Origin of the sequence: Microbacterium halophytorum, from assembly GCF_002970975.1 — a bacterium.
GTDB lineage: Bacteria > Actinomycetota > Actinomycetes > Actinomycetales > Microbacteriaceae > Microbacterium > Microbacterium halophytorum.
This window is the reverse complement of record NZ_PNFA01000005.1, coordinates 19,819-43,558: the sequence shown is the minus strand read 5'-3', so window position 1 is coordinate 43,558 and position 23,740 is coordinate 19,819. Positions and strand designations below refer to the sequence as shown.

Sequence of the window (23,740 nt, the reverse complement as noted above, 5' to 3'; positions counted from 1 at the left end):
TCAGCCGATCTCGCTCGCGAGCATGTCGTACAGCTCCTCTGGGGTCGTCGCGGCGTTCAGCTTCGCAACCTGCTCGTCGTCGCCGAACTGCTGCGCGACGCTCGCGAGGATCTCGAGGTGCGCGCCGTCGACGCCTGCGATGCCGATCACGAACGTCGCGGTGTCGCCGCCGCCCCACTCGACGCCGCCGTCGTAGCGCAGCACCGCGAGGGCCGAGCCGAGCACGGCGTCCTTGGCGGCCTCGGTACCGTGGGGGATAGCGAGGCCGTTGCCCATGAAGGTCGAGACGGCCTCTTCGCGGTCCTTCATCGCCTGTAGGTAGTCGCCCGTGACGGCGCCCGCACCCTGCAGGATCGCCGCCGCCTCGGCGAGCGCCTCGTCTCGGCTGGCGCCGCCCGCGTGGATCCGCACGAACTCGGGCTTCAGCACGCTCGAGCCCTGGGGGCCGGGGCCGAAGGGGCCGGCGGCGCCCGCCGCGGCCGGAGCCGCGGGGGGCTCGGGCTCGGCGGAGGCCGAACGCTGGGCCTTGACGAGGTCGACGACCTCGTCGTACTCCGGCGCGTTCATGAAGCCGTCGACCGAGATGTGCAGCGCGTCGGGCACGCTCGCCTTCGCGCGATCGGTCAGCTGCTCCTGCGTCACGACGAGGTCGGCGCTGGTGTCGAGCGCCGCGATCGCGCTATTGGTCACGCTGACATCGGTGATGCCGGCGTCCTTGAACTTCTTGCGCAGCACACTGGCGCCCATGGCGGACGAGCCCATGCCGGCGTCGCAGGCGAACACCACGCGCTCGATCGTCTTCACGGCGGTGGCCTCGCTGGCGATGAGTCCGCTCAGCGTGGCCGAATCCTTGCCCTTGTTCGCCATCGTCTGCCGAACGGCCGCCGAGAACTGGTCGTCGCCGGCCAGGTCGCGCTTGCGGCCGGCCCGCAGGATGATCGAGGCGATCACGAAGGTGACGGCGGCCGAGACGAAAACGGCGAGCAGGATGCCGAGGAGGTCGCTGCCCGGCGCCTGGAAGATGATCGCGACGATCGAGCCGGGGGCGGCGGGCGCCCGCAGCCCGGTGTCGAACAGGGCGTTCACGGCGACGCCCGACATGCCGCCGGCGATCACGGCGACCAGCAGGGCGGGCTTCATCAGCACGTAGGGGAAGTACACCTCGTGGATGCCGCCGAAGAACTGGATGATTGCGGCACCGGGGGCGGAGCCGCGCGCGGCTCCGACGCCGAAGAACGTGAACGCCATCAGCACGCCCAGGCCGACGCCCGGGTTCGCCTCGAGCAGGAACAGAATCGACTTGCCCGTGACCTCGGCCTCGCCGACGCCGAGCGGCGTCAGCACGCCGTGGTTGATGGCGTTGTTCAGGAAGAACACCTTCGCCGGCTCGATCAGGATGCTCGTCAGCGGCAGGAGGCTGTGGTTGATCAGGTACTCGACAGCGGTCGACAGCACGCCCGTGAGCCAGTTCACGGCGGGCGCGAGGGCGAAGAACCCGAACACGGCGGCGATCAGGCCGAAGATTCCTGCCGAGAACATGTTGACGAGCATCTCGAAGCCGGCGCGGATCCTGTTCTCCCAGATCCCGTCGATCTTCTTCATCAGCCACGCGGCGAGCGGGCCCATGATCATGGCGCCGAGGAACATGTGGATCTGGCCCAGGCCGCCGTCGCCCGACTCGTTGGCGATCGCGATGAGCAGGTCGCTGCCGCCGATCGCACCCATCGTGGCGACCGCGGCGACGACGCCGCCCCGCTTGTCGTAGATCGCGTGGCCGCCCGTGTAGGCGATCAGGATCGGCAGCAGGTAGTGGATCGTCGGGTCGACGAGGGTCGCGAGCTGCTCGTTCGGCCACCAGCCGTCGGGGATGAAGAGGGCCGTGAGCAGCCCCCACATCACGAGCGCGGGGATGTTGGGCATGACCATGCCCGACATGAAGGAACCGACCTTCTGTACGCCGACCCGGAACTTGCCGGGCGACTTCGTGCCGGATGTCGTCGTAGACATGTCGAAGTGTGCTTTCTCGAGGAGAACGGGTGTCAGGCGGCCGCGCGGGCGGCGCGCTTGGCGCCGTCGGCGTTGCCGGCGGCGATGGCCGCCGCGGCGATGCGCTCGGCATCGGCGAGCGTGTAGCGCTTGAGCTCGGCGCGCACGTCGGCGAGGGCCGAGGGCGACATCGACAGCGTCTTCACGCCAAGGCCGACGAGCACGACGGCCAGGAGCGGGTCGGCCGCGGCCTCGCCGCAGACGCCGACGGGCTTATCGTTGTTCGCGCCGCCCTCGGCGACCATCCGGATGAGCCGCAGGGCGGCGGGGTGCCACGGGCTCTGCAGGTGGGCGACCGAGCCGAGGAGGCGGTCGGCCGCCATCGTGTACTGCACGAGGTCGTTCGTGCCGATCGAGGCGAAGTCGGCGACGCGCAGGATGTCGTCGGCGAGCAGGGCGCTCGACGGGACCTCGACCATGACGCCAGCGGTCTTCAGCCCGAGCTCTTCGGCGAGCGCCGTGAAGTACTCGGTCTCGTCGACGGTGGCGACCATCGGCGCCATGACCCAGAGATCGGCGTCGGTGGCGGCATCGGCGGCGGCGAGGGCCGTGAGCTGATCGCGCAGCACGTTCTCGCGGTGCTGCAGGGCCCGGATGCCGCGGCGGCCCAGGGCGGGGTTCTCCTCGTCGGCGTCGGTCAGGAACGACAGGGGCTTGTCGGCGCCGGCGTCGAGGGCGCGCACGACGACCTTCTTGCCCGCGAACGCCTCGAGCAGCTGCCGGTAGCTCTCGGTCTGGCTCTCGACGCTCGGTGCCTCGTCGGCCGAGAGGAAGAGGAACTCGGTGCGGAACAGGCCCACGCCCTCCGCGCCCAGCTCGACGGCCTCGGCCGCACCGTCCGGCGAGCCGAGGTTCGCCAGCAGCGGCACCAGGGTGCCGTCGGCGAGGGCGCCGGGGGTGATCGGCGCGTTCGCGGCGGCGGCGCGCGCCGCGGCACGTTTGTCCGCCTCCGCGAGTTGGTCATCGGTCGGGCCGGCGACGACGAGGTCGTTCGCCGCGTCGACGAGCACCTCTTGGCCGTCGGCGAGCTCGAGCTCGCCCGTGCCGACGACGGCGACGATGCCCTTCTCGCGGGCGAGGATCGCGGTGTGCGAGGTCGGGCCCCCGTCGGTCGTGACGACGGCGAGGACCTGGTCGAGATCGAGCAGAGCGGTGTCGGCGGGGGCCAGGTCCCGCGCGACGAGCACGAACGGGTGGCCGGGCTCGGGCACGCCGGGCGCCGCGACGCCGCGCAGGTGCGCGATCACGCGCTGCGCGACGTCGGCGAGGTCGGCGGCCCGCTCGCCGAGGTAGCCGCCGAGCTCGACGAGCTGGGCCGCGAACTCCGCGAACGCCGTGTGCACGGCGTACTCGCCCGTCGAGCCGCCGTCGATCTTCGCGTCGACGGCCTCGGCGAGCGTCGGGTCCTCTGCCATCATGGCCTGCGCCTCGAGCACGTCCTGCGCCGCGCCGCCCGCGCGCTCGCCGCGCGCGTTCAGCTCGGCCGCGACGGCCGAGACCGCGGCCGAAACGGCGGCCTTCTCCTCGTCGGGCGTGCGCTCCGACGGCGCATCGGCGGGCGCCTCGAGGGGCGCCGCCATGAGCGCGACGGGCCCGTGCGCGACACCGGAACCGACACCGACTCCGCTGATCTCGACCATCCGGGTCACTCCGCGTCGGTCTCGAGCATGCCGGCCAGCTGGTCGAGAACGGTCTCAGCACCGTCGCCCTCGACCGTCAGCGTGACCTCGTCGCCCTGGTTCGCGCCGAGGGCGATGACGCCCAGGATGCTCGCGGCGTTGGCGGGCTTGCCGTCGCCCTTGGCGACCGTGACGTCCAGCCCTGAGTTCTTCGCTGCCTCTGCGAACAGCTTCGCGGGGCGGGCGTGCAGGCCGTGCGATGCGGCGATGGTGACGGTGCGAGTAGCCATGGCGGCTTCCTTTCCTGTTGTTCCCACCCCGGTCGGGGCGAGCATGTGCCTCGCGAACGACAGCGCTCGGCTGCCGTCGCGGTCGGTCGCGATGTCGTGGGGGAGGACCTCGGTGGGGACGCCGTCGAACTCCGGCAGCATGCGCGCGCTCGCGGCGAGGTGCGAGCCCAGCAGCAGGCCGTCGGCGAGCCCCGCGTAGTACGGCAGGTCGGCGAGCGCGGCCGGCGTGGCCTCGATGTCGAGCCCTGCGGCGTCGGCCGCGGCCTGCAGCCGAGCGGCGACGAAGGTGCTGGAAGCGCCCGCGCCGCACACCACGATGATCCTCATCGATCGGAACCTCTCTCTTGTGCTCCCCATCATGGTGACGACCGGCGCCCGTGGCAATGGAGGCGGGTTTCCGCCCCACCGGAAACCCCGCTGTGCATGGTTGACTGTGATGCCATGACGGTTCAACGGCAGGCGCGCGTGCTCGGCGTCCTGCTGGACAGGGGCGGCTGGGTCACCTCTGCCGAGCTCGCCGACAGGATCGGCGTCACGCCTCGCAGCGTGCGGTCGTACGTCACCTCAATCAACGCGCGCACGCCGGGCGCCGTCGAGTCGGGCCCGAGCGGCTACCGCGCCGGCGATGGCGCCGCGCGAGCCCGGGACGGTCTGCGAGGCGTCGAGCGCAGCACGCCCAGGGAGCGCGTGCGGGGGCTCATCCGGATGCTCGTCGAACGGGGCGAGGGCGTCGACGTGTTCGACGCGGCGACGGAGCTGCACGTCAGCGAGGCGACGGTCGAGGCCGACCTGCGGCGGCTGCGGGCCGAGCTGTCGGGCACCGAGCTCGGGCTCTCGCGCGACGACGGGCTCTTGGCGCTCGAGGGCACGGAGCGCGCGAAGCGCCGGCTCCTCACCCGCCTCGTGCTGGACGAGCTCGGCGGAGGGGCGTTCGACGCGGAGGCGCTCGGGAGGTCGGCCGAGGCGATGGGCATCCCCGCCGGCGGTGCCGCGGGCTTCCGCCGCGACCTCGTCGACGCGCTCACGGGCGACGGCTTCGTGGTCAACGAGCTCGCCGTCTCGGAGGTCGTGCTGCGCGTCGCGATCGCGGTGGCGCGCACGGGCGGGGGCCACGCGCTGCCGGATGTCGCGGACGACGGCCGGCCGGAGCGGGCGATCGTCGGCGGTGCGCTGACGGTGCTCGCCGAGCAGCACTTCGGCGCGCCGCTCGCGCGAGCGGACCGCCGCCACCTCGCGGGCGTCGTGCTCTCGGCTCTCGTCGACGGCGGCGAGTCGGGAGCCGCCCCGCCCCCCGAGATCGACGGCGCGGCCAGGGCGGCCCTCGCCCGCGCGGCGGACGAGTACGGCGTCGACCTCGGCGGCGAGGAGTTCGCGGCCTCCTTCGCGCACCACGTGCAGAACGTCGTGCGCCGCTCGCGCGAGCGGGTCGGGGCGCGCAACCCCATGACGCGCTCGGTGAAGCTCTCGTCGCCCCTCGTGTTCGAGATCGCGGTGTCGATCGCCAGCGAGCTCACCGACGAGCTCGGCGTGCCGATCCCCGACGACGAGATCGCCGACATCGCGATGCGCATCGGCAGCGTGACGGGCCAGGCGCCGGGCGACGACGCCCTCACCGCCGTGCTCGTGTGCCCCGGCTACGAAGGCCTGCGCCTGCAGCTGCGCGCGCACCTCGAACGCGCGCTCGGCCACGAGATCGTGATCACGGGCGTCGAGACGGGGTACGAGCCCGACTGGGCCTCGCTCGACGCCGACCTCGTGCTCACGACGATCGACGGGCCTGACGGCGGCGACCGGCGCGTGCGCATCCAGCCGTTCCTGACCTCGCGCGACATCGCGCGCGTCTCGGAGGCGGCCCAGCGCGTGCGCCGGCAGCGGCGGCTCAGCGGCCTGCGCGCCGAGATGGGGCGCTGGTTCGCGCCGGGGGCGTTCATCCGGAACGCACCGGTGTCGGCGCCGGGCGACGTCATCCGGATGCTCGGTGCGGCGCTCGTGCGCGAGGGCGTGATCGACGAGGCGTACATCGACAGCACGATCGAGCGCGAGCGGCGCAGCTCGACGGCGTTCACGGAGTCGCTCGCGGTGCCGCACGCCATGACGATGTCGGCCAGCCGCACGGCCATCGCGGTCGCGGTCAACGAGCAGGCGATCGAGTGGGGCACCGAGCGGGTGCACGTCGTGGCGATGGCGGCGTTCAGCGCGGCCGACCGCGCGGCGTTCCAGACGGTGTTCGAGCAGTTCGTCGACGTGTTCGCCGACCCCGCCAACTCCGCGCGGGTCGTGCGGAGGGCCGAGGACCTGCCCGCGTTCCTCGACGAACTCGCGGCCCTGATCGACCAGCCGGTGTAGGGCCGGCCGGAGGCGCATCGGAGGCGCATCGGAGGCGCATCGGAGGCGGTGGCAATCCGGGGCCCTCCGAGCGGGTGAGCGAGACATCGGTCGAGCAATCCGGCCGACTGAATATTCACGGCACTTCGGAATTGCGAGCGCGACGCGACCGGTAGAGCCTGTCTCCATAGTTCTGATATCGGGCACTGACAGAGGAGCAGCGCATGAGAAATCGAGTCAAGCTGGCTCTGGGGGCGGTTGCCATCATTGCGGCACTGCTGCTGGCAGCGCCGGCTGCGCAAGCTTCGTCGAAGTATTGGGCGAGCGCTTCAAAGGCTAGCTACGTCAAGACAAGCAGTGGTGCAAAGCTCGGAAAGGGGTACGGAGTCGCATACGCCACGACGGTCAATGTGAAAGACCGTGCGCACTATCGTTGGATCATCGGAAAACACGGCATCTACGTGTGGGATCACTTCTATTTCTATGAGTACTCCGCGCAGAAGCAGCGCTATGCATACGAGTCAGCTGGGCAAATACGGCACACGGCGACGTCGTCAGGATCCTATAAGACCACGACAGCGGCGAAACGTCTGCATCTGCAGGCGGATAAGGCGCGCGTGTCTGCGAAGGTATGCACGGACGTGCCGTTCCTCGTGCCTGGACGGTGCGGGCCAGATCATCTCCTGACTGTCACGTACTGATGATGACGCGCGTTTCGGTCGAGCATCTTTCTGTCACTGCTCGGACACAAACACTGCTCGACTCTGTTTCGTTCGCCGCGTGCGATGAAGTTCTGGGAATCGCTGGCCCGAACGGCGCCGGAAAGACGACACTTCTGCGGGCGATCGAACGTGCGTCATGGCGGCACAATTCGTCGATACGAATAGAATCTTGGTCCACAGGCAAAGCCTCGCCTGTCGGCTACCTTCCTCAACGCTACGTCCTACCACAGGACCTCAGTGTGCGGCAGTTCATCGATTATGCGGCATGGTTGAAGAAAGTGCCGGCACGTGAGAAGAGCGTAAACGATGCAGTCCACACGGTCGCGCTTGAAGAGTTCGCTGACGTCAAGCTTCGTCATGTGTCAGGGGGAGTCGCTCAGCGCGCAGGCTTCGCGGCTGTGCTGGTCGGGCAACCCCGAGTGTTGCTCCTCGATGAGCCGACGACAGGTGTCGACATGGCGCAGCGCGAGACGATGAGACAGATCATTCGGACGCAGGACATCGCGGCGGTGACGATCATCACAAGTCATATCGCGGAGGATCTTGAGCAGCTGTGCGATCGAGTGCTCGTGCTCAATGGTGGTTCGGTTCGATTTCTCGGGACGCCGGCCGAGGCGGTGCGGGTGTCCGATCGGGCGACGTTCGCGGACGCAGTTCTGCACCTGTCGACGTCCGAGAGCTCGCAATGAAGGCCTGGCTGTCGAGGGAAATCCTGATTGGTGTTGCGCTGGTTGCCCTCGCGGATGCGCTGGTGGTCACGACTCGCGTCAGCTGGCTGGGTCTTTTCGGATACACCGCTGAGTGGGTGAACGGCGCGCTATACGTGACGTCGCCTTTGATCGCGGGATCAGCAGCGTTCACGGCACGTTCCTTCCTACGCCCCGACGTGCTGGCGCTGCTCGGTGCGCGAACTCATCGAGCCATCTGGCGGCTCGTCGTGCGCGTGTGGATGCGCATTGCCGTTGTCTTCGCGTTTGCGCACTACGTGGTTATCGGGGTTGCGCTCTGTGCGACGGCGCTCTTCTCGGGGTCTGGTGCCGTGGCGTGGCAGCCGTTCGTGTATGCACTCCTGCCGATCGGGATGGCCGTGGCGGTCGGTGTCGCCATAGCTGGTGTGTTTCCTCGAACCTGGGGCGCGGTGCTGGCGGTAGTCGTTAGTTACTCAATCTGGTTTGTCGCCGTCGTGACCGACTCGATCGTTCCGATCAACGTCGGCGGCGCCACGATTTCGCTGGTCGGGCTCTCGTACAGTGTCGCGGGTCTCGTCGTCTCCTGCGTCGCGGCGCTGGTTGTGACGGGCTCGTTCCTGCTCGCGGGGCTAGCAGCGCTGCGCACGACGTCATTTGCGATCCGCGTGAGCAGCGTCGTCGGCGTCGCGATCCTAATTATGGTCGCTGGACCGGCGTTCGGCCAGTTTTCTCGACCGAGTCCGTTCGTGCCGAGCGCTGAGCCCGCGTTCACCTGTGCTGGCGTGGCACCGAGAGTCTGCTTGACGGAGCCGCACGCGACGAGAATTGAGGACATCGCGAACGGTATTCACTCTGCGTCAACTGTGCTCACGCGCGTGGGAGCGGACTTGTCCGATGTGACGCTGTACGAGGAGACGTACGAGCGTGGCCACCCGAACTCGGGCGTGTTGATGCTGAGCTTTCAGCAGCTCAACGGGATCGGGGTGTCGCGGCAAGACTTTGCATACGCGCTCCTGAGGCCTGCGGATTGCGACGACTTCTACGAAGCCGACGCGACGCCTCGTGTTGAGCACCTGTTAGCTGCAACTTCGCTGCTTCAAGAGTGGATGGACCAATCGGCGTCTGGAAAGCAGACCTCCCTCACTGACGCGCAGGCGCTCACGTTGTTCAACGGCCTCAAGTCCTGTGAGGTGCGAAGCGATGTTCTCAGTTCCACTTCAGCGTACTGAGGCACTGAGGTCTCACCTTCGTGAGCGTGGGGTGCGTTGGGTTCTACCTGTGCGATTCGCGCTCACGAGCATTGTTAGTGCTGTCCCGTTTGTCGTCGCCGTCCCGTCCCACGAATCACCTGTGTCCGTCGCCTACTTCTATCCGCTTATCTTCGGTTGTTTTGGAGCGTTGTCTCTGCGCGAGCACACACAGTGGTTACGTCCGAGGAACCCGCTTCTAAGGTTGATGCGCGGCGGAGTGACGTTGTCGTTGGATGCTGCGGCTATCGTGCCGGCCTTCTGTTTTGCGTGGAGTGACGTGTCGAACAGCGCTATCATCGCTGGGGCACTTTGTGCAGGGGCAGCCGGCATGGTGGCGGCCTGTTTCACCCAAGACTTCGCCTGGGCCGCGGCGGCATTCATCGGTTTCATTTGCCTGCTGTCGTTCGGGTCCCCTGCAATCGAACTTCTGCCTGTGTCGGCGGCGTTGTCGATGTACTTCGCGGCTTTCCTTGCCCACACATTCTTTGGGCCGAGAATGAAAAGCTAGTGCTGGGTACTCGAGTCTACCGTACGAGCTCGCGGCCCTGATCGACCAGCCGGCGTAGGGCCGGCCGGTCGAGCAGGGGAATCGCGTCAGCCCGCCGGTGCGACGACCTGGGCCAGCCACTGCTGCGGCGGGTCCAGGTTCGCGATCGGACGGATGGCGCGGGTGGCGCCGACGATGCCATCGCCGATCACGCCGTCGGCGTTCTCGATCTCGAGCGCCAGGTTCGCCGCCGGCGACGAGAACCGCAGGAAGCCGTGGCCCGTGTCCTCGACGAACCAGTTCTGCAGCGCGGCGCTCTTGTCCTTGCACTTCGCCAGCCTGACGGGCGTTCCCGGCTCGCCCGAGGCGTTCGCGAGGGTCACGCAGAGCTCCTTCTTGCCGGTGGAGACCAGGCGGTAGGTGTTGCCCGCTGCCTCCTCGAGGCGCCATTCCTGGCCGGCGTTCGCGTCGTCGCAGGCGGCCTGCGACAGCGACTTCTTCGCGGCCGTCAGGCACTGGGTGCCCGGCACGGGGTTCTGCAGTTCCTCGCCCGTGGTGATCTGGGCGACGGCGATCGCATCATTGCCGGAACCGGACGAATCGACGACCGTCTCACCGCCGGTCTCGTCGAAGCGATACCACGCGACGTCACCGCCGCCGACGCTGTCTCCGCCGCCCGGCTCGGCCACGAGTGCGGCGATGTCGCCCGCGGTCAGGGCCCGGCTGAAGATGTTGAAGTCGTCGATCGACGCGTTCAGCCACGGGTCGGCGCTGAACTGCGAGCGCCCGATCCAGTTGTTCACCGTCTCGCCGAGGTCGGCGGGGCGCAGCGTGAAATCGTCGTTCGTGCTGACGATCGTCCCGTCGACCCACAGATTCGCGGTGGTGCCGGATGCCGTCACGGCGACGTGCGCCCATTCCGTCGACAGGCTCGCGCCGTCGCCGATGCCGGGGACGACCGCGCCGCGACCGTCGCTCGTGGCCAGGTCCATCCGGAGGCCCGTGGGGCTGGCGGCCGCGTTCGGGGTGAGGAACATGAAGCTGCTCGTGTCATCGCCGAAATCGAAGATGCGGGCCCAGTCGTTGCCTGCGTCCGTTCCCCGCTTCACCCATGTCGAGATGGTGAAGTCCGCGTCGAGGCCGCTGACGATGCCGTCGGGCATCTCGACGTAGCCCACGGAGCTGCCGCCGTTCAGCTTCACCGCATTGCCGAAGCCCTCCGGCCCCTCGGCGCGATCGACCTCGGGCACGGCGTCGGCCTTCGCCTCGCTGACGAGCCGCACGGTGCTGCCGTCGGCGAGGTCGTGCCCGCCCCCGTCGCCGTCGCGGAACGACGGCCAGCCGTCGCGCCAGCTCATCGGCCGGATGCCGAGCGTGTTCTCGGGGCGGTACGCGTGGTAGACGTAGTAGTTCACGTCGTCTTCCGTGAACACATCGCCGCCGCCCGGGGCACGGTAGAGCCCCTCGGGGGTGACGCCCTCGGCCGACTCGCGGGAATCGAGGATGACGGTGCCGCCGCCCTCGTCGAGGCGCACGCCGGCCTGGTCGACGTACGGGCCGGCGATGTTCTCGGAGCGTCCGACCGCGACCTTGTAGGTCGAGTTCTCGGCCGAGCAGCACTTGCCCCAGCTCAGCAGGAGGTAGTAGTAGCCGTCGCGCTCGAAGATCGCGGGGCCCTCGACGGGGTTGTCGTCGGCCTGGCGCGAGGCCAGGAGCGTGGGCTCGCCCACGACGCTGGTGAGGTCGTCGTCGAGCTGCTGGATGACGATGCCCTCCCAGAACGAGCCCCACGTCATCCACCAGGTGCCGTCGGCATCCTGGATGACGGCGGGGTCGATCGCGTTGACCTCGAGGGGCTGCTCGCCCTCGGCCAGCGCGCCCGAGGCGACGACGGGGCGACCGAGGTCGACGTAGCTCGACGGGTCGGCCGGTGTCTTCGTCGTCTTGACGCCGATGGCCGACGTGGACGAACCGAAGCTCGACTGCGAGTAGTAGTAATAGAACGTGTCGCCGATCTTCTGCAGGTGCGGCGCCCACAGCGTCGTGGAGTTCGGCACGTCGTGGGTCCACTCCGCGCGCTCCACCTCGCCGACCGAGCGCCACGGGCCGCTCTTCGTCGGTGCCGTCCGGATCTCGTTGTGCGAGTCGGCGAGGACGTACAGCCCTGCCGCCTCGTCGTAGGCCATCGTCGGGTCGTGCACGTCGAGGTCTCCCGTGAGGGGGAGCTGCCCTGCGGGCGGTGCCGCGGTCGCTTCGGCAGTGATCTCCTCCTCGGCAACGGCCGGGGCGGCGACGAGCGTGAGCCCGAGTGCCGCGGCGGAGAGACCGGCAAGCAGTGAATGCCGGAATCGTCGAGATGTCATGTGCGTCATCCTCCAGGTCGACGTCGGTGTCGATGTGTTCGGGGCCTCATGCCCCGCATCCGTCTACAACGTTGTAAATTGCGCTCAGAGTCCGCCGTTGACGAGAGCGGGGGTTCTACAACGATGTAAACGTGAGAATAGGGGTCCGACGACACGCGGTCAAGCGCGCGGCCGGACTACGCCGGCAGCACCGCCCGCACGGCCGCCTCGAGCTCACGGAACGCGCCGTCGGCGGCCTCGGCCGTCTCGCCCGGCACGTCGAGGTAGGCCTTCAGCTTCGGCTCCGTGCCGCTCGGGCGGAAGATCACACGGGCGCCGCCGGTGAGGTCGAAGCGCAGGATGTCGCCGGTCGGTTCGCCGTCGGGTGCGTCGAGCAGGTCCGTCACGGTCGCGACGGTGCGCTCGCCGAACGCGGTCGGCGGCTCGGCACGGAGGGCGGCCATCGCGTCGGCGATGACGCGGACGTCGTCGACCCGGATCGAGACCTGGCCGCTCGCGAAGTGACCGATCTCGACGGAGACGTCGGTGACGAGGTCGCCGAGCGTGCGGCCCTCCGACCGGGCCTCGGCCGCCAGCGCCAGCACCGCCATCGCCGCCGAGACGCCGTCCTTGTCGCGCACGGTCTCGGGGTTGACGAGGTATCCGAGCGCCTCCTCGTAGCCGTAGACGAGCCCCGGCGCGCGGGAGATCCATTTGAAACCCGTGAGCGTCTCGGAGATGCCGAGGCCGTGGCGCTCGGCGAGCACGCGGAGGCCGGGGGAGGAGACGAGGGAGCACGCCAGCGTCGCGCCGGGCGTTCCGGATGCGGCGCGCGCGGCACGCGCGCCGAGCAGCAGGCCGACCTCGTTCCCCGTCAGCCTGCGCCAGCCGCCTTCATCCGGGATCGCCACGGCGAGCCGGTCGGCGTCCGGGTCGTGCGCGAGGGCGAACTCCGCGCCGGCGGCGCGCGCGGCTTCCAGGACGAGATCCATGGCGCCCGGTTCCTCGGGGTTCGGGAACGCGACCGTCGGGAAGGCGCCGTCCGGCTCGATCTGGGCGGCCGCGACGACGGGGCGCGGGATGCCGGCGGCGTCGAGCGTGCGCGCGAACGTCTCCCAGCCGACGCCGTGCATCGCGGTGTACGCCCAGACCATGCCCGCGGCGCCCGCCACCGCGTCGCCGGCGACGGCCGCGGTCGCGGAGACGTAGGCGTCGACGACCTCTTCGCCCGCCGTCTCGTAGGCATCGGAACGAGGCAGGTCGGCGATCGAACCCTCGGCCGCCGCCGCGATGTGCGCGGCGATCCCCGCGTCGGCGGGCGGCACGATCTGCGCGCCCCCGCTGTCTCCGCCGAGGTACACCTTGTAGCCGTTGTCGTTCGGCGGGTTGTGGCTCGCCGTGACCATCACGCCGGCGTCGGCGCCGAGGTGCCGCACGGCGAACGCCAGCACGGGCGTCGGCAGCAGCCGCGGCAGCAGCACGGCGTCGAGGCCGGCGCCCGCGAAGATCTCGGCGGAATCCGCGGCGAACACCCGCGAGTTCCTGCGGCCGTCGTATCCGACGACGACGACGGGGCGGCGGGCGCCCGCCGCCCGCTCCCGCAGGTAGGCGGCCAGCCCCGCCGCGGCCTGCGCGACGAGCACGCGGTTCATCCGCATCGGCCCCGCGCCGAGCGCGCCGCGGAGGCCGGCGGTGCCGAACTGGAGCCGCCCCGCGAAGCGCGCGGCCAGCTCGGCGTCGGCGTCGGCGTCGGGCTCGCCGGCCCGGGACAGCAGGCCGTCGAGCTCGGCGCGCGTCTCGGCGTCGGGGTCCTGGTCGCGCCACGCCCGCGCCGCGGCGAGCACGTCGGCCATCAGATCTTCCCGATCACGTCGGCGAGCAGCTGCGAGATGCGGCCCTCGGCGGCCCTGCCCGCCTCGATGACCTCCTCGTGGCTGAGCGGGGTCGGCGAGATGCCGGCGGCGAGGTTCGTGATCAGCGAGAAGCCGAGCACCTCCATGCCAGCCTGGCGAGCCGCGATCGCCTCGAGCGCCGTCGACATGCCGCAGATGTGGCCGCCGATCGCCTTCGCCATCTGCACCTCGGCGGGGGTCTCGTAGTTCGGGCCGCGGAACTGGCAGTAGACGCCCTCGTCGAGCGACGCGTCGACCGTGCGCGCCAGCTCGCGCAGGCGGGCCGAGTACAGATCGGTCATGTCGATGAAGGTCGCGCCCTCGAGCGGGCTGTCGCCCGTGAGGTTGATGTGGTCGCTGATCAGCACAGGCTGTCCCGGCGACCATTCCGGCTTGATGCCCCCCGCGCCGTTCGTGAGGACCATGGTGGTCGCGCCGGCGGCGGCGGCCGTGCGCACGCTGTGCACGACGCGGCGCACGCCGTGGCCCTCGTAGTAGTGCGTGCGTGCGCCGATGACGAGAACGCGGCGCCCGGCGGGCGTCACGATGCTCCGGATGGTGCCGACGTGGCCGTCGAGCGCCGGCTTCGAGAAGCCCGTCACCTCGGTGGCCGGCACCGTCGCGACGGTCTCGCCGAGCAGGTCGGCCGACCTGCCCCAGCCGCTGCCGAGGGTGACGGCGACGTCGTGCGAGGCGACGCCCGTGAGGCGGGCGATGTCGGAGGCGGCTTCCTGAGCGATGCCGAAGGGATCGCCGGTGTCGAGCGGATGCGTCATGCGATAACCCTAAACGGATCGCTCTCGGCCAGGCGGCTGGACGCGAGCCGGATATCGGCGGCGGCGCGGGTGACAGAATGGACGCATGACCTTCGACTTCGAGCGCAAGCACCGGTTCGCGATCATCGGCGGCGGCCCCGGCGGCTACGAAGCGGCGCTCTCCGCCGCACAGCTCGGCGCGGAGGTGACGCTCGTCGAGGGCGCCGGCGTGGGCGGTGCGGCCGTGCTCACCGACGTCGTTCCGTCCAAGACCCTCATCGCGACGGCCGACGCCGCGCAGGCGATCAATGGCGCGGGCGAGCTGGGCGTGCAGTTCTTCGCCAAGGACGGCAGCGGCAAGCCGCTCAAGCCCGAGACGGCGATCAACCTGCACGCCGTCAACAAGCGCATCCTGGCGCTCGCTGGCCAGCAGTCGGAGGACATGCGCCAGCAGCTCATCGAGGCGGGCGTCACGATCCTCTCGGGCCACGGCCGGATGGAGGGCGACAGCGCCGTCGTCGTCTCGACGGGCCCCGACGGCACCGACTTCGACCGCATCGAGGCCGACACCATCGTGATCGCGACGGGCTCGACGCCGCGCGAGCTGCCGGCCGCGAAGCCCGATGGCGAGCGCATCCTCACGTGGAAGCAGGTGTACGACCTGCAGTCGGTGCCCGAGCACATCATCGTCGTCGGCTCCGGCGTCACGGGCGCCGAGTTCGCCTCGGCATACATGAACCTCGGCGCGAAGGTCACGCTCGTCTCGAGCCGCGACCAGGTGCTGCCGGGCGAGGACACGGACGCGGCCGCCGTGCTCGAGAAGGTCTTCACGCGCGGCGGCATGACGCTGCTCGCGCGCTCGCGCGCCGAGAAGGTCGTCAATACCGGATCGGGCGTCGTCGTGACGCTGTCGAACGGTGACGAGATCACGGGTTCGCACTGCCTCGTTGCGGTCGGGTCGACGCCGAACACGGAGAACATCGGGCTCGAGGGCGCCGGCGTGCAGACGGCGGACACGGGGCGGATCATCGTCAACCGCGTCGGCCGCACATCGATCCCCAACGTCTACGCGGTCGGTGACTGCACGAACCTCATCCCGCTCGCCTCCGTCGCGTCGATGCTCGGCCGAACCGCCGTGTTCCACGCCATGGGCGACGCCGTCATCCCGTTCTCGAACAACAAGATCGCGGCGAACATCTTCACGAGCCCCGAGATCGCGACCGTCGGCTGGATCGACGGAGACGACGCCGAGGAGTACAAGCTGCCGATCGCGGCGAACCCCCGCGCCAAGATGATGAGCGTGCGCGACGGCTTCGTGAAGCTGTACGCGCGCAAGGGCTCGGGCACGATCGTCGGCGGCGTCGTCGTGGCGCCGAAGGCGAGCGAGCTGATCTACCCGATCTCGATCGCGGTCGACCGCCGCCTCACTGTCGACCAGCTCGCACGCGTCTTCACCGCCTACCCGTCGCTCACGGGCGCGATCAACGACGCGGCCCGCGCGATGCACGGCATCAATCTGCGCGGGTTCTAGACCTCGCGCACCGACTCGCCCTCGGCGAGGCGGCCGCGGATCCACACCTGTTCGATCGCGCGGCGCGGCGACTTCACGGTGTCGAGGAGCACACGGGCCGTGCTCTCGGCGATCTCCGCGATCGGCTGCGCCAGAGTCGTGATGCGCGGCACGTAATAGTTCGCGATGTCGAGGCCGTCGAACCCGACGAGCGAACATTCGTCGGGAACCCGGACCCCCGCCTCGTTCAGGGCACGGGCGGCGCCGACCGCCGCCGCATCGGAGACCGCCATCAGCGCGGTGAAACCGCGGTCATCCGGATGCTCGCCGAGCCAGTTGGCGACGGAGGCGTGGCCGTTGGCCATGGAGTACAGCTGGCCGGGGACCCGGGAGGGCAGGACGAGGCGCGGGTCGGGGTCGATGCCTGCGTCGGTCAGCGCCGCCCGATAGCCCGCGAGTCGCAGCGCCCACGCGTGCTCGCGGTCGTGCTGGTCGCCGGCGCCGACGAACGCGATGCGGCGATGCCCCCGCGCGATCAGGTGGTTCGCGAGTTCGTACACGCCCGTGCGGTCGTCGACCGAGACGGAGGAGTGCAGAGCGTCCGCGCCCGAGTAGTCGGGCGTCGTGCAGAACACCATCGGCACCTGGATCTCGGCCAGTCGGCGGCTGAGCTGCGCCGACGCCTCGCGGTCGGCGCTGCCGTAGCGGCCCAGGAAGACGACGCCGCCGAACTTGCCGGCGCGCACGATCCGCTGGACCGTCTCGGCGCTGGCCTGGCGGTCGGCGATATGGGTGAGCGTCGTCTCGTACCCCGCGTCGGCGAACCGGCGCTCGAGGTGCTCGAGCACCTCGATGAGCAGCTGCCCGAGTTCGCCCTGGATGATGACCGAGATCGATGTGGTCGTCGAGATCTTCAGCCGACGGGCGCTCGCGTTCGGCACGTAGCCGTGCTTGGCCGCCTCGGCACGGATCCGATCCCGCGTGGCGGGATTCACATCGGAGCGGTCGTTCATGGCGCGCGACACGGTCGACACCGCGACGCCGCAGATGCGGGCGAGCTCGCGGATGCTCATCTCAGCGGGAGCGCTGCCGCTGGTGGGGTCGGCCATCTCAGCCCTTCACGGCGCCGGCGACGACGCCCTTGATGATGTGCTTCTGACTGAACAGGTAGAACACGATCACAGGGATCATGGCAAGTACGAGGATACCCATCATGGCGCCCATGTCGACCGAGCCGTAGCCGCCCTTGAGGTACTGCACGGCGATCGGGATCGTCTTGTAGTCCTTGAGGTCGAGCGTCAGGTACGGCAGCAGGTAGTCGTTCCACAGCCACATCACCTCCAGGATGCCGACCGTGATGATGGCGGGCTTCATCATCGGCACGACGACGAGGAAGAAGGTGCGCACCGGCCCGCAGCCGTCGATCGTCGCGGCCTCCTCGATCTCGTACGGGATGCCCTTCACGAAGCCCGTGAAGACGAACACGGCCAGGCCCGCGCCGAAACCGAGGTAGATGATCCAGAGCCCGAACGGGTTGTTCAGATGCAGGTAGTCGGCCAGCCACGACAGCGTGAACATCACCATCTGGAACGGCACCAGCAGGTTGAACAGGAACGTCGAGTAGAGGGTCCGCGCGAAGCGGTTGTCCATCCGGACGATCCACCACGCCGTCATCGAGGTGCAGACCAGGATGAGCGCGGCCGAGCCGACCGTGATGACGAGGGACCAGCCGAACGACGACCAGAAGTCGGTCAGCTCGACGCCGCGGGCGTAGTTCTCCCAGCCGACGAAGGTCTCGGCGTCGGGCAGCGCGAACGGGTCGTCCGCGATGAACACCTTGCCCTTGAAGGAGTTGATGACGACGAGCGCGATGGGGTAGAGGTATGCGATCGCGATGACCGCGAAGACGGTCGTCCAGAGCCAGGGGCGGCGCACCTTGTCGTTCATGCCACCGTCTCCTTCGAACGGGCGTAGCGGTTCTGCAGCAGGGCCACGACCGCGAGGATGATCAGGAAGACGACCGCCTTCGCCTGCCCGACGCCTTCGAAGCCGGTGCGGCCGTAGAAGGTGTTGAAGATGTTCAGCGCGAGCATCTCGGACATCTGAGAGGGGGCGCCGTTGGTGAGGGCGAGGTTCTGGTCGAACACCTTGAAGCCGTTCGTCAGCGTCAGGAACGTGCAGACCGTGATGGCGGGGGTGACCAGGGGGATCACGACGCTGCGGAGCGTGCGCCACCGGCCGGCGCCGTCGATCTGCGCCGCCTCGAACATCTCACCGGGGACCGACTGGATGCCGGCGATGTAGATCACCATCATGTAGCCGATCTGCTGCCAGCACATCAGCAGGACGAGGCCCCAGAAGCCGTACGTCTCGCTGTACGTGATCGACCGCGCCCAGTGGGCGAGCACGCCGTTCAGGAGCAGCAGCCAGATGTAGCCGAGCACGATCCCGCCGATGAGGTTCGGCATGAAGAACACTGAGCGGAAGATGTTGCGCCCGCGGAAGCTCTTCACCAGCAGGTAGGCGATCGCGAACGCGATCACGTTGACCAGCACGGTGGTCACGATGACGAACGCCGTCGTATACCAGAGCGAGTGCAGGAACACCTCGTCTCCGAGGAGCTTCGCGTAGTTCTCGACCCCGACCCACTCCGCCTTCGTGACGGTGCGGAACTCGGTGAACGACAGGTACACGCCGAGGACGAACGGGACGACGAACCCGATCAGGAAGGCCGCGAGCGTCGGGCCGGCGAACAGCCAGCCCCAGCGGCCGAGGGATCTCTTCATTGGTGTGCTCTCCTCATCCGAAAGCGTGCTCGGGGAGGGTGCGGGCCCGAGCGGGGCCCGCACCCGATGCGGGTTGCTCCGGATCAGCCGTTGACGAGCGAGTACTCGCTGGCCCAGCCGTCGACGAAGGCCGTCTCGACGGCCGCCCAGTCGCTGGTGCCCTGCGCGTACTCGAGCATCGCCTGGCCGAGGCCGTTCTTCCACTCCTCCGAGGGCATCGCGGTGAAGTTCCACGGCACGGGCGTCCTGCCCGCCTCGTTGCCCGCGGCGTCCGCCTGGATGAAGGGGTTCTCGGGCAGGTAGTCGCCGAAGGTGTCGAACGGCGTCACGAAGCCCATCGTGTTCGCGAGGGAGTCGCGGCCCTCGTCCGACGTGATGACCCACTCGAGGAAGTCCTGCGTGGCCTGCTGGTCGGCATCCGAGGCGTCGTTGTTGACGACCCAGTAGTTCTCGGACCCGGTCGTGAGACCCTGGTCCTCCTCGCCGTCGGCGCCGATGTAGATCGGCAGCATCGTCATGTCCTCGTCGGCGACCTCCTGGCCGGAGACGTCGCCGTAGGCCCACGTGCCGTTCTGGTAGAACGCGGCCTTGCCGAGCGCGAACTCGCTGTTGGCGTCCTCGATCGTCTTGCCGGAGAGCGCGGAGGGCTCGGTCGTCGAGTTCTCGATGTACAGGTCGAAGACGTCCCGGAAGCCGGACAGGTAGCTGCCGGAGACCTCGGCGGGCTGGCCGGTGACGTCGTCGTCGAGGAACTCGTACGACAGCGGCATGTTGGCGAGGTGGGTCTTGAAGCGCCAGTCGGAGGAAGAATCGAAGCCGGCCGACGTGAACGCGCCCTCGACGCCGAGCTCGTCGGCGTGCTCCTGGATGCCTTCGGCGACGGCCTTCAGCGTCGCGAAGTCGGTGATCTCGTCGACCGAGGCGATGGGGGCGTCGCCGAGCGCGATGTAGTCGTTCACGATCTTCGTGTTCGTGATGATGCCGTAGGTCTCCACGACGTACGGGACTCCGAGGACCTCGCCGCCCTCGCCCGTCAGGGCCTGATCCTTGTTGCTCAGGTGCTCGTAGATCGCGCTGTCGGTGAGATCGGCCGCGTAGTCGGCCCAACTGGCGAGCCCGACGGGCCCGTTCACCTGGAACAGCGTGGGCGCCTCGCTCTTGGCCATCTCCGACTTCAGCGTCGTCTCGTAGGTGCCGGAGGCGGCCGTCTCGACGTCGACCTGCACGCCGGTCTCCTCGGTGTACGTCTCGGCCAGGGCCTGCCAGTCCTCGGCCTGCTCCGGCTTGAAGTTGAGGTAGTACACCTTCCCCTCGGCGTTCTCGTCGCCGGCCGAACAGCCGGCCGTGCCGAGGGCCAGCGCCGCAGCGCCCGCTCCCGCAATCAGCACCTTCGCCGCAGTGCGCTTGCTCATCGTTGTTGGCCTTTCCCTCATTGGATCGGTGACCACGTTCGTGTGGAACTCGGACCAGAACCGGAAACGATTCCGGTGATCTGCCGAAACATTACATCGCGCGCGACGCCGGCGCAATTCGGTGCTCCCCGGCCGGGATCCGGTCGCGGGGTCAGCGCATCAGGGGCCGGATGGCGCGCTCGAGCAGGGGCGTCGAGGCGTATGCGGCGAGGGGGTAGCCGAGAAGGATGAGCGGCAGGAGGACCTGCGGCATCCACGCGAGGGTCGCTGCGCCGATCGCGAGGAGGACGAGGTGCGCCGCGAGCGCGCCGAGCGCGAAGGGAAGGCGCCCGACGGCGACGAGCACGGCGTTGCGCAGGGTTCGCATGGGGGAGTTCTCGAAGCGCGCCTGCATCGCCCACGCGAAGGGGAAGACGAGCAGGTAAACAAGGCTGATCAGGGCTTCGATGACGCGGAGTTCGGGCGGGTCGAGGAAGATCCACGCGAGCGCGATGGCGGCGCCCGCAGGCAGCAGCACGGCCCAGATCGCGGTGGCCCCCGCGAGGTTCGCGCGGAACGAGCGCCAGAACGTCTGCGCGATCCTGCCCTCGGTGCCGTCCAGCATCCGGCGCACGGTGTCGTAGACCGCCGTGAAGCCGGCGCCGGCCGTGACGACGGGGGCGATCGTCGCGATCAGGAAGAGGTTGAGCAGGATCAGGTCTCCGGCGACGCTCACGCCGCGCCAGATCGGGGTGGCCATCGAGAACAGCCTGTCGATCATCCGGCGGCACCTCCTTCCGCGGCGCGGTGGGCGTTCTCCGGCGCCGTTGTCGGATACGGTTCCGAGGAACTGGTCCGCACGACGAGCGCGTGCGGAAGGGTCAGCGAATCGGGGGCGGCGGCCGCTGAGTCTCCGCCGAGCTCCGCGATCAGCCTCGCTGCGGCGACGGCACCCTGCTGCTCGGGCGCCTGCGCCACGGTGGTCAGGCCCATGGGTGCCGACAGCTCGTGGTCGTCGACGCCGACGACGGACAGCTCGCGGGGCACGTCGACGCCGAGGTCGCGCGCGGCGAGCATCAGGCCGATCGCCATCTCGTCGCTCGCGGCGAACACGGCGGTCGGGCGTGCGACAGGGTCCTCGAGCATCCGGCGCCCCACCGCGTAGCCGCCCGCGACCGTGAAGTCGGCGCTGAACGCGTTCGGCTGCGGGGCCAGTTCGGCGGCCCGCATGGCGTCGGCGTAACCGTCGTAGCGCTTCTCGATCTGCCCGAAGGCCGTCGGCGAACCGGGATCGCAGCCGAGGTGGGCGATGCGCCGGTGGCCGAGCCCGATGAGGTGAGCCGTCGCTTCGCGAGCGACGGCGACGTTGTCGAGCTCGAACGTCGGGATTCCCGCGATGTCGCCGCCGAGGCCGACGACGGGCTTGCCCACCGAGAGCAGGCTGCTCACCTCGTCGCCGCCGAGCTCGAGCGACACGGCGATCACGCCGTCGACCCGCTGTCGGCGCAGCAGGTCGGCGAAGACGCGGTCGCGCAGCTCGCCGCCGTCGCGCAGGTTGTACAGCGTGAGGTCGTAGCCGGCACGCAGCAGCTCCGACTGGGCGCCCTCGACGACCGACGCGAAGAACCAGCTGCCGAGGCGGGGGACGACGACGCCCACGTTGCGCGAGCGCCCGGATGCCAGGCTGGCGGCGGACGCTGAGGTCACGTAGCCGAGCCTCTTCGTCGCCGCCAGCACGCGCTCCCGCCGATCGGGCGAGGCCGGCCCCGTACCGTTCAGCACGCGCGAGACGGTCGCCGTCGAGACGCCGGCCTCGCGCGCGACGTCGGCGATCGTGACGGGGCCGGGCGCGGCGCCCATGGCCTCAGCCGAGCCAGACGGTCGTGTCGGGCGCGAGGCCGCCGTCGATGCTTCCGCTCGCCAGCAGCACGTCTCCCGCGGGGACGGGAACCGCGGCGTCGCCGAAGTTCGTCACCACGGTCGTCCCCGCCGAGCGGAACGCGAGGCAGCCGGAGGGGGCGTCGATCCACTCGATGTCCCCGTCGTGCAGCCGCCGCTCGCGACGAATGCGCAGGGCCGCGCGGTACATCTCGAGCGTCGACGCGGGGTCGCCCGCCTGCGCGTCGCGGGCGAAGCGCCGCCACGACTCCGGCTGGGGCAGCCAGCTCGCGTCAGTGGGGCCGAAGCCGAACGAGGGGGCGTCGGCCTCCCACGGGATCGGCACGCGGCAGCCGTCCCGCCCGAACTTCTCGCCCTTCGTGCGGAACCAGGTGGGGTCGGCGCGGGAGTCGTCCGGCAGGTCGAGGGCCTCGGGCAGGCCGAGCTCCTCGCCCTGGTAGATGTAGGCGGACCCGGGCAGCGCGAGCATCAGTGCCGTGGCGGCGCGAGCGCGTGCGATGCCCTGGTCCTCATCCGGGAGCCCCGGTGTCGACCGGGCGATGCCGTCGCCCTGGGGGTTGTCGCCCGTCAGCGACAGGCGGGTCGCGTGGCGTACGACGTCGTGGTTCGACAGCACCCAGGTGCTGGGCGCCCCGACGGCCGAGAATGCGGCGATCGACTCGTCGATCACGCGGCGCACGGCGGCCGCGTCCCACGCCGTCTCGAGGTAGGCGAAGTTGAAGGTCTGGTGCATCTCGTCGGGGCGCACCCAGTCGGCCAGGCGCGAGATCGGCTCGACCCAGGCCTCGCCGCAGAGCACGCGGCCCGAGTACTCCGCGTCGAGCATCGCGCGCCACTCGCGATAGATCTCGTGCACCCCGTCCTGGCCCCAGTACGGCGGGCGCTCGATCTCGCCCGTGCCGTCGGTGCCGCCCATCGACCCCGTGCCCTCGCGCGGGGTGTAGTCGGGCAGGCCGTCGGCCTTGATCATGCCGTGGGCGACGTCGACGCGGAAGCCGTCGACGCCCCGGTCGAGCCAGAAGCGCAGGACGTCGAGGAAATCGGAGCGCACACCGGGGTCGTGCCAGTTCAGGTCGGGCTGCGACGAGTCGAAGAGGTGCAGGTACCAGCGCCCCGGTTCGCCGGGCACCTCGCTCCACGCCGCGCCGCCGAAGATGGACTGCCAATTGTTCGGAGGGAGCTCGCCGCGCTCGCCGCGGCCGTCGCGGAAGATGTAGCGCTCGCGCTCGGGGCTGCCGTGGCCGGCCGCGAGCGCCGCGCGGAACCACTCGTGCTGGTCGGAGGTGTGGTTCGGCACGAGGTCGAAGATCACGCGCAGTCCGAGCCTGTGCGCTTCCGCGACGAGCGCGTCGGCGTCGTCGAGCGTGCCGAACAGCGGGTCGATCGCGCGGTAGTCGGCGACGTCGTAGCCGGCATCCTTCTGGGGCGACAGGAAGATCGGGGAGAGCCAGACGGCGTCGATGCCGAGCTCCGCGAGCTGGGGGAGCCTGGCGCGGATGCCGCGCAGGTCGCCGACGCCGTCGCCGGTCGAATCGGCGAAGGAACGAGGGTAGACCTGGTAGATGACGGCGCGGCGCCACCACTCGTCGTGCGGGTGCTCGGCAGGAACGGTCATGGGACCCCGATCGTATGTAAGCGCTTACAGCTGTTCGGAAGCCAGAATCGCACCGCTCGCGTCCGTGCGCAAATCGGCTCATCGGGACAGGGGTGCGCCCGACGCATCCGGCAGGATGGGCG

General features: G+C 69.6%; 19 protein-coding genes and 1 pseudogene. 6 read left to right on the top strand and 14 right to left on the bottom strand.

Features of this window, described 5'->3' with window-relative positions; genetic code table 11:
- The 4 genes and pseudogenes from C0010_RS05765 to C0010_RS15235 all read right to left on the bottom strand — a co-directional run.
- The gene (locus C0010_RS05765; protein ID WP_105566124.1) at positions 1-2,007 is read right to left on the bottom strand and encodes a PTS mannitol transporter subunit IICBA; all 2,007 of its coding nucleotides are present in this window, start codon (positions 2,005-2,007) and stop codon (positions 1-3) included.
- Positions 2,008-2,039: 32 nt separating this feature from the next.
- Positions 2,040-3,686 (bottom strand): phosphoenolpyruvate--protein phosphotransferase, encoded by a 1,647-nt coding sequence (ptsP, locus tag C0010_RS05760; protein ID WP_105566123.1) that lies wholly within the window; start codon positions 3,684-3,686, stop codon positions 2,040-2,042.
- Between the two features lie 5 nt (positions 3,687-3,691).
- Positions 3,692-3,955: an HPr family phosphocarrier protein gene (locus C0010_RS15130; protein WP_174150329.1), complete on the bottom strand. Its 264-nt coding sequence runs from the start codon at positions 3,953-3,955 to the stop codon at positions 3,692-3,694.
- 114 nt (positions 3,956-4,069) lie between these two features.
- Positions 4,070-4,282, bottom strand: a pseudogene (locus C0010_RS15235) (PTS sugar transporter subunit IIB); the annotation flags it as partial.
- A 114-nt stretch (positions 4,283-4,396) separates the two neighbouring features.
- Here C0010_RS15235 and C0010_RS05750 point away from each other — a divergent pair.
- The 5 genes from C0010_RS05750 (at position 4,397) to C0010_RS05735 (ending at position 9,449) form a co-directional block, all read left to right on the top strand.
- Positions 4,397-6,301: a PTS sugar transporter subunit IIA gene (locus C0010_RS05750; RefSeq protein ID WP_105566121.1), complete on the top strand. Its 1,905-nt coding sequence runs from the start codon at positions 4,397-4,399 to the stop codon at positions 6,299-6,301.
- A gap of 203 nt (positions 6,302-6,504) precedes the next feature.
- Positions 6,505-6,981 (top strand): hypothetical protein, encoded by a 477-nt coding sequence (locus C0010_RS14915; protein ID WP_158685339.1) that lies wholly within the window; start codon positions 6,505-6,507, stop codon positions 6,979-6,981.
- Positions 6,981-7,691, top strand: a complete 711-nt coding sequence (locus C0010_RS05745) for an ABC transporter ATP-binding protein (protein WP_158685338.1) — start codon at positions 6,981-6,983, stop codon at positions 7,689-7,691. Before C0010_RS14915 ends, C0010_RS05745 begins: the two co-directional genes overlap by 1 nt.
- The gene (locus tag C0010_RS05740; protein ID WP_105566119.1) at positions 7,688-8,920 is read left to right on the top strand and encodes a hypothetical protein; all 1,233 of its coding nucleotides are present in this window, start codon (positions 7,688-7,690) and stop codon (positions 8,918-8,920) included. Before C0010_RS05745 ends, C0010_RS05740 begins: the two co-directional genes overlap by 4 nt.
- 121 nt (positions 8,921-9,041) lie before the next feature.
- Entirely contained in the window at positions 9,042-9,449 is a 408-nt protein-coding gene (locus C0010_RS05735; RefSeq protein WP_158685336.1) for a hypothetical protein, read from the top strand.
- Between the two features lie 86 nt (positions 9,450-9,535).
- Here C0010_RS05735 and C0010_RS05730 read toward each other — a convergent pair whose 3' ends face one another.
- The 3 genes from C0010_RS05730 to C0010_RS05720 all read right to left on the bottom strand — a co-directional run bounded on the left by C0010_RS05730 (position 9,536) and on the right by C0010_RS05720 (position 14,438).
- Positions 9,536-11,791 (bottom strand): family 43 glycosylhydrolase, encoded by a 2,256-nt coding sequence (locus C0010_RS05730; RefSeq protein WP_158685335.1) that lies wholly within the window; start codon positions 11,789-11,791, stop codon positions 9,536-9,538.
- A 176-nt stretch (positions 11,792-11,967) separates the two neighbouring features.
- The gene (locus C0010_RS05725) at positions 11,968-13,623 is read right to left on the bottom strand and encodes a phospho-sugar mutase (RefSeq protein WP_174150322.1); all 1,656 of its coding nucleotides are present in this window, start codon (positions 13,621-13,623) and stop codon (positions 11,968-11,970) included.
- Positions 13,623-14,438, bottom strand: a complete 816-nt coding sequence (locus C0010_RS05720; protein ID WP_105566116.1) for a purine-nucleoside phosphorylase — start codon at positions 14,436-14,438, stop codon at positions 13,623-13,625. The genes C0010_RS05725 and C0010_RS05720 overlap by 1 nt, the downstream gene beginning before the upstream one ends.
- A gap of 85 nt (positions 14,439-14,523) precedes the next feature.
- Between C0010_RS05720 and C0010_RS05715 the strand changes: the two genes are divergently transcribed.
- Entirely contained in the window at positions 14,524-15,948 is a 1,425-nt protein-coding gene (locus C0010_RS05715) for an NAD(P)H-quinone dehydrogenase (protein WP_105566115.1), read from the top strand.
- On the opposite strand, the gene C0010_RS05710 is transcribed toward C0010_RS05715, so the two are convergent.
- The 7 genes from C0010_RS05710 to C0010_RS05680 all read right to left on the bottom strand — a co-directional run bounded on the left by C0010_RS05710 (position 15,945) and on the right by C0010_RS05680 (position 23,618).
- Positions 15,945-17,036: a LacI family DNA-binding transcriptional regulator gene (locus tag C0010_RS05710; RefSeq protein WP_105566114.1), complete on the bottom strand. Its 1,092-nt coding sequence runs from the start codon at positions 17,034-17,036 to the stop codon at positions 15,945-15,947. The two genes, C0010_RS05715 and C0010_RS05710, sit on opposite strands and share 4 nt — an antisense overlap.
- Before the next feature lies 1 nt (position 17,037).
- Positions 17,038-17,874, bottom strand: a complete 837-nt coding sequence (locus C0010_RS05705) for a carbohydrate ABC transporter permease (RefSeq protein WP_105566113.1) — start codon at positions 17,872-17,874, stop codon at positions 17,038-17,040.
- Positions 17,871-18,713 carry a carbohydrate ABC transporter permease gene (locus C0010_RS05700; protein WP_105566112.1) on the bottom strand — a complete coding sequence of 281 codons (843 nt, stop codon included), beginning with the start codon at positions 18,711-18,713 and terminating at the stop codon, positions 17,871-17,873. Before C0010_RS05700 ends, C0010_RS05705 begins: the two co-directional genes overlap by 4 nt.
- An 83-nt stretch (positions 18,714-18,796) precedes the next feature.
- Complete coding sequence (locus tag C0010_RS05695; RefSeq protein ID WP_105566111.1) at positions 18,797-20,125, bottom strand: ABC transporter substrate-binding protein; 1,329 nt, start codon at positions 20,123-20,125, stop codon at positions 18,797-18,799.
- A 151-nt stretch (positions 20,126-20,276) separates the two neighbouring features.
- Positions 20,277-20,885 (bottom strand): DUF624 domain-containing protein, encoded by a 609-nt coding sequence (locus tag C0010_RS05690; RefSeq protein WP_105566110.1) that lies wholly within the window; start codon positions 20,883-20,885, stop codon positions 20,277-20,279.
- Positions 20,882-21,964 (bottom strand): LacI family DNA-binding transcriptional regulator, encoded by a 1,083-nt coding sequence (locus C0010_RS05685; protein WP_105566109.1) that lies wholly within the window; start codon positions 21,962-21,964, stop codon positions 20,882-20,884. Before C0010_RS05685 ends, C0010_RS05690 begins: the two co-directional genes overlap by 4 nt.
- Before the next feature lie 4 nt (positions 21,965-21,968).
- On the bottom strand, positions 21,969-23,618 hold the full coding sequence (locus C0010_RS05680; protein ID WP_105566108.1) for a glycoside hydrolase family 13 protein: 1,650 nt from the start codon (positions 23,616-23,618) through the stop codon (positions 21,969-21,971).
- Between the last annotated feature and the right edge of the window lie 122 nt (positions 23,619-23,740).

Bases quoted from the DNA above. Each gene is read 5' to 3' on its own strand.
- C0010_RS05685 (WP_105566109.1), bottom strand. From the start codon at position 21,964: ATGGGCGCCGCGCCCGGCCCCGTCACGATCGCCGACGTCGCGCGCGAG.
- C0010_RS05710 (WP_105566114.1), bottom strand. From the start codon at position 17,036: ATGGCCGACCCCACCAGCGGCAGCGCTCCCGCTGAGATGAGCATCCGC.
- C0010_RS05725 (WP_174150322.1), bottom strand. From the start codon at position 13,623: ATGGCCGACGTGCTCGCCGCGGCGCGGGCGTGGCGCGACCAGGACCCC.
- C0010_RS05750 (WP_105566121.1), top strand. From the start codon at position 4,397: ATGACGGTTCAACGGCAGGCGCGCGTGCTCGGCGTCCTGCTGGACAGG.
- C0010_RS05740 (WP_105566119.1), top strand. From the start codon at position 7,688: ATGAAGGCCTGGCTGTCGAGGGAAATCCTGATTGGTGTTGCGCTGGTT.
- C0010_RS05730 (WP_158685335.1), bottom strand. From the start codon at position 11,791: ATGACATCTCGACGATTCCGGCATTCACTGCTTGCCGGTCTCTCCGCC.
- C0010_RS05745 (WP_158685338.1), top strand. From the start codon at position 6,981: ATGATGACGCGCGTTTCGGTCGAGCATCTTTCTGTCACTGCTCGGACA.
- C0010_RS05690 (WP_105566110.1), bottom strand. From the start codon at position 20,885: ATGATCGACAGGCTGTTCTCGATGGCCACCCCGATCTGGCGCGGCGTG.
- C0010_RS14915 (WP_158685339.1), top strand. From the start codon at position 6,505: ATGAGAAATCGAGTCAAGCTGGCTCTGGGGGCGGTTGCCATCATTGCG.
- C0010_RS05720 (WP_105566116.1), bottom strand. From the start codon at position 14,438: ATGACGCATCCGCTCGACACCGGCGATCCCTTCGGCATCGCTCAGGAA.
- C0010_RS05705 (WP_105566113.1), bottom strand. From the start codon at position 17,874: ATGAACGACAAGGTGCGCCGCCCCTGGCTCTGGACGACCGTCTTCGCG.
- C0010_RS05715 (WP_105566115.1), top strand. From the start codon at position 14,524: ATGACCTTCGACTTCGAGCGCAAGCACCGGTTCGCGATCATCGGCGGC.
- ptsP (WP_105566123.1), bottom strand. From the start codon at position 3,686: ATGGTCGAGATCAGCGGAGTCGGTGTCGGTTCCGGTGTCGCGCACGGG.
- C0010_RS05700 (WP_105566112.1), bottom strand. From the start codon at position 18,713: ATGAAGAGATCCCTCGGCCGCTGGGGCTGGCTGTTCGCCGGCCCGACG.
- C0010_RS05695 (WP_105566111.1), bottom strand. From the start codon at position 20,125: ATGAGCAAGCGCACTGCGGCGAAGGTGCTGATTGCGGGAGCGGGCGCT.
- C0010_RS05765 (WP_105566124.1), bottom strand. From the start codon at position 2,007: ATGTCTACGACGACATCCGGCACGAAGTCGCCCGGCAAGTTCCGGGTC.
- C0010_RS05680 (WP_105566108.1), bottom strand. From the start codon at position 23,618: ATGACCGTTCCTGCCGAGCACCCGCACGACGAGTGGTGGCGCCGCGCC.
- C0010_RS15130 (WP_174150329.1), bottom strand. From the start codon at position 3,955: ATGGCTACTCGCACCGTCACCATCGCCGCATCGCACGGCCTGCACGCC.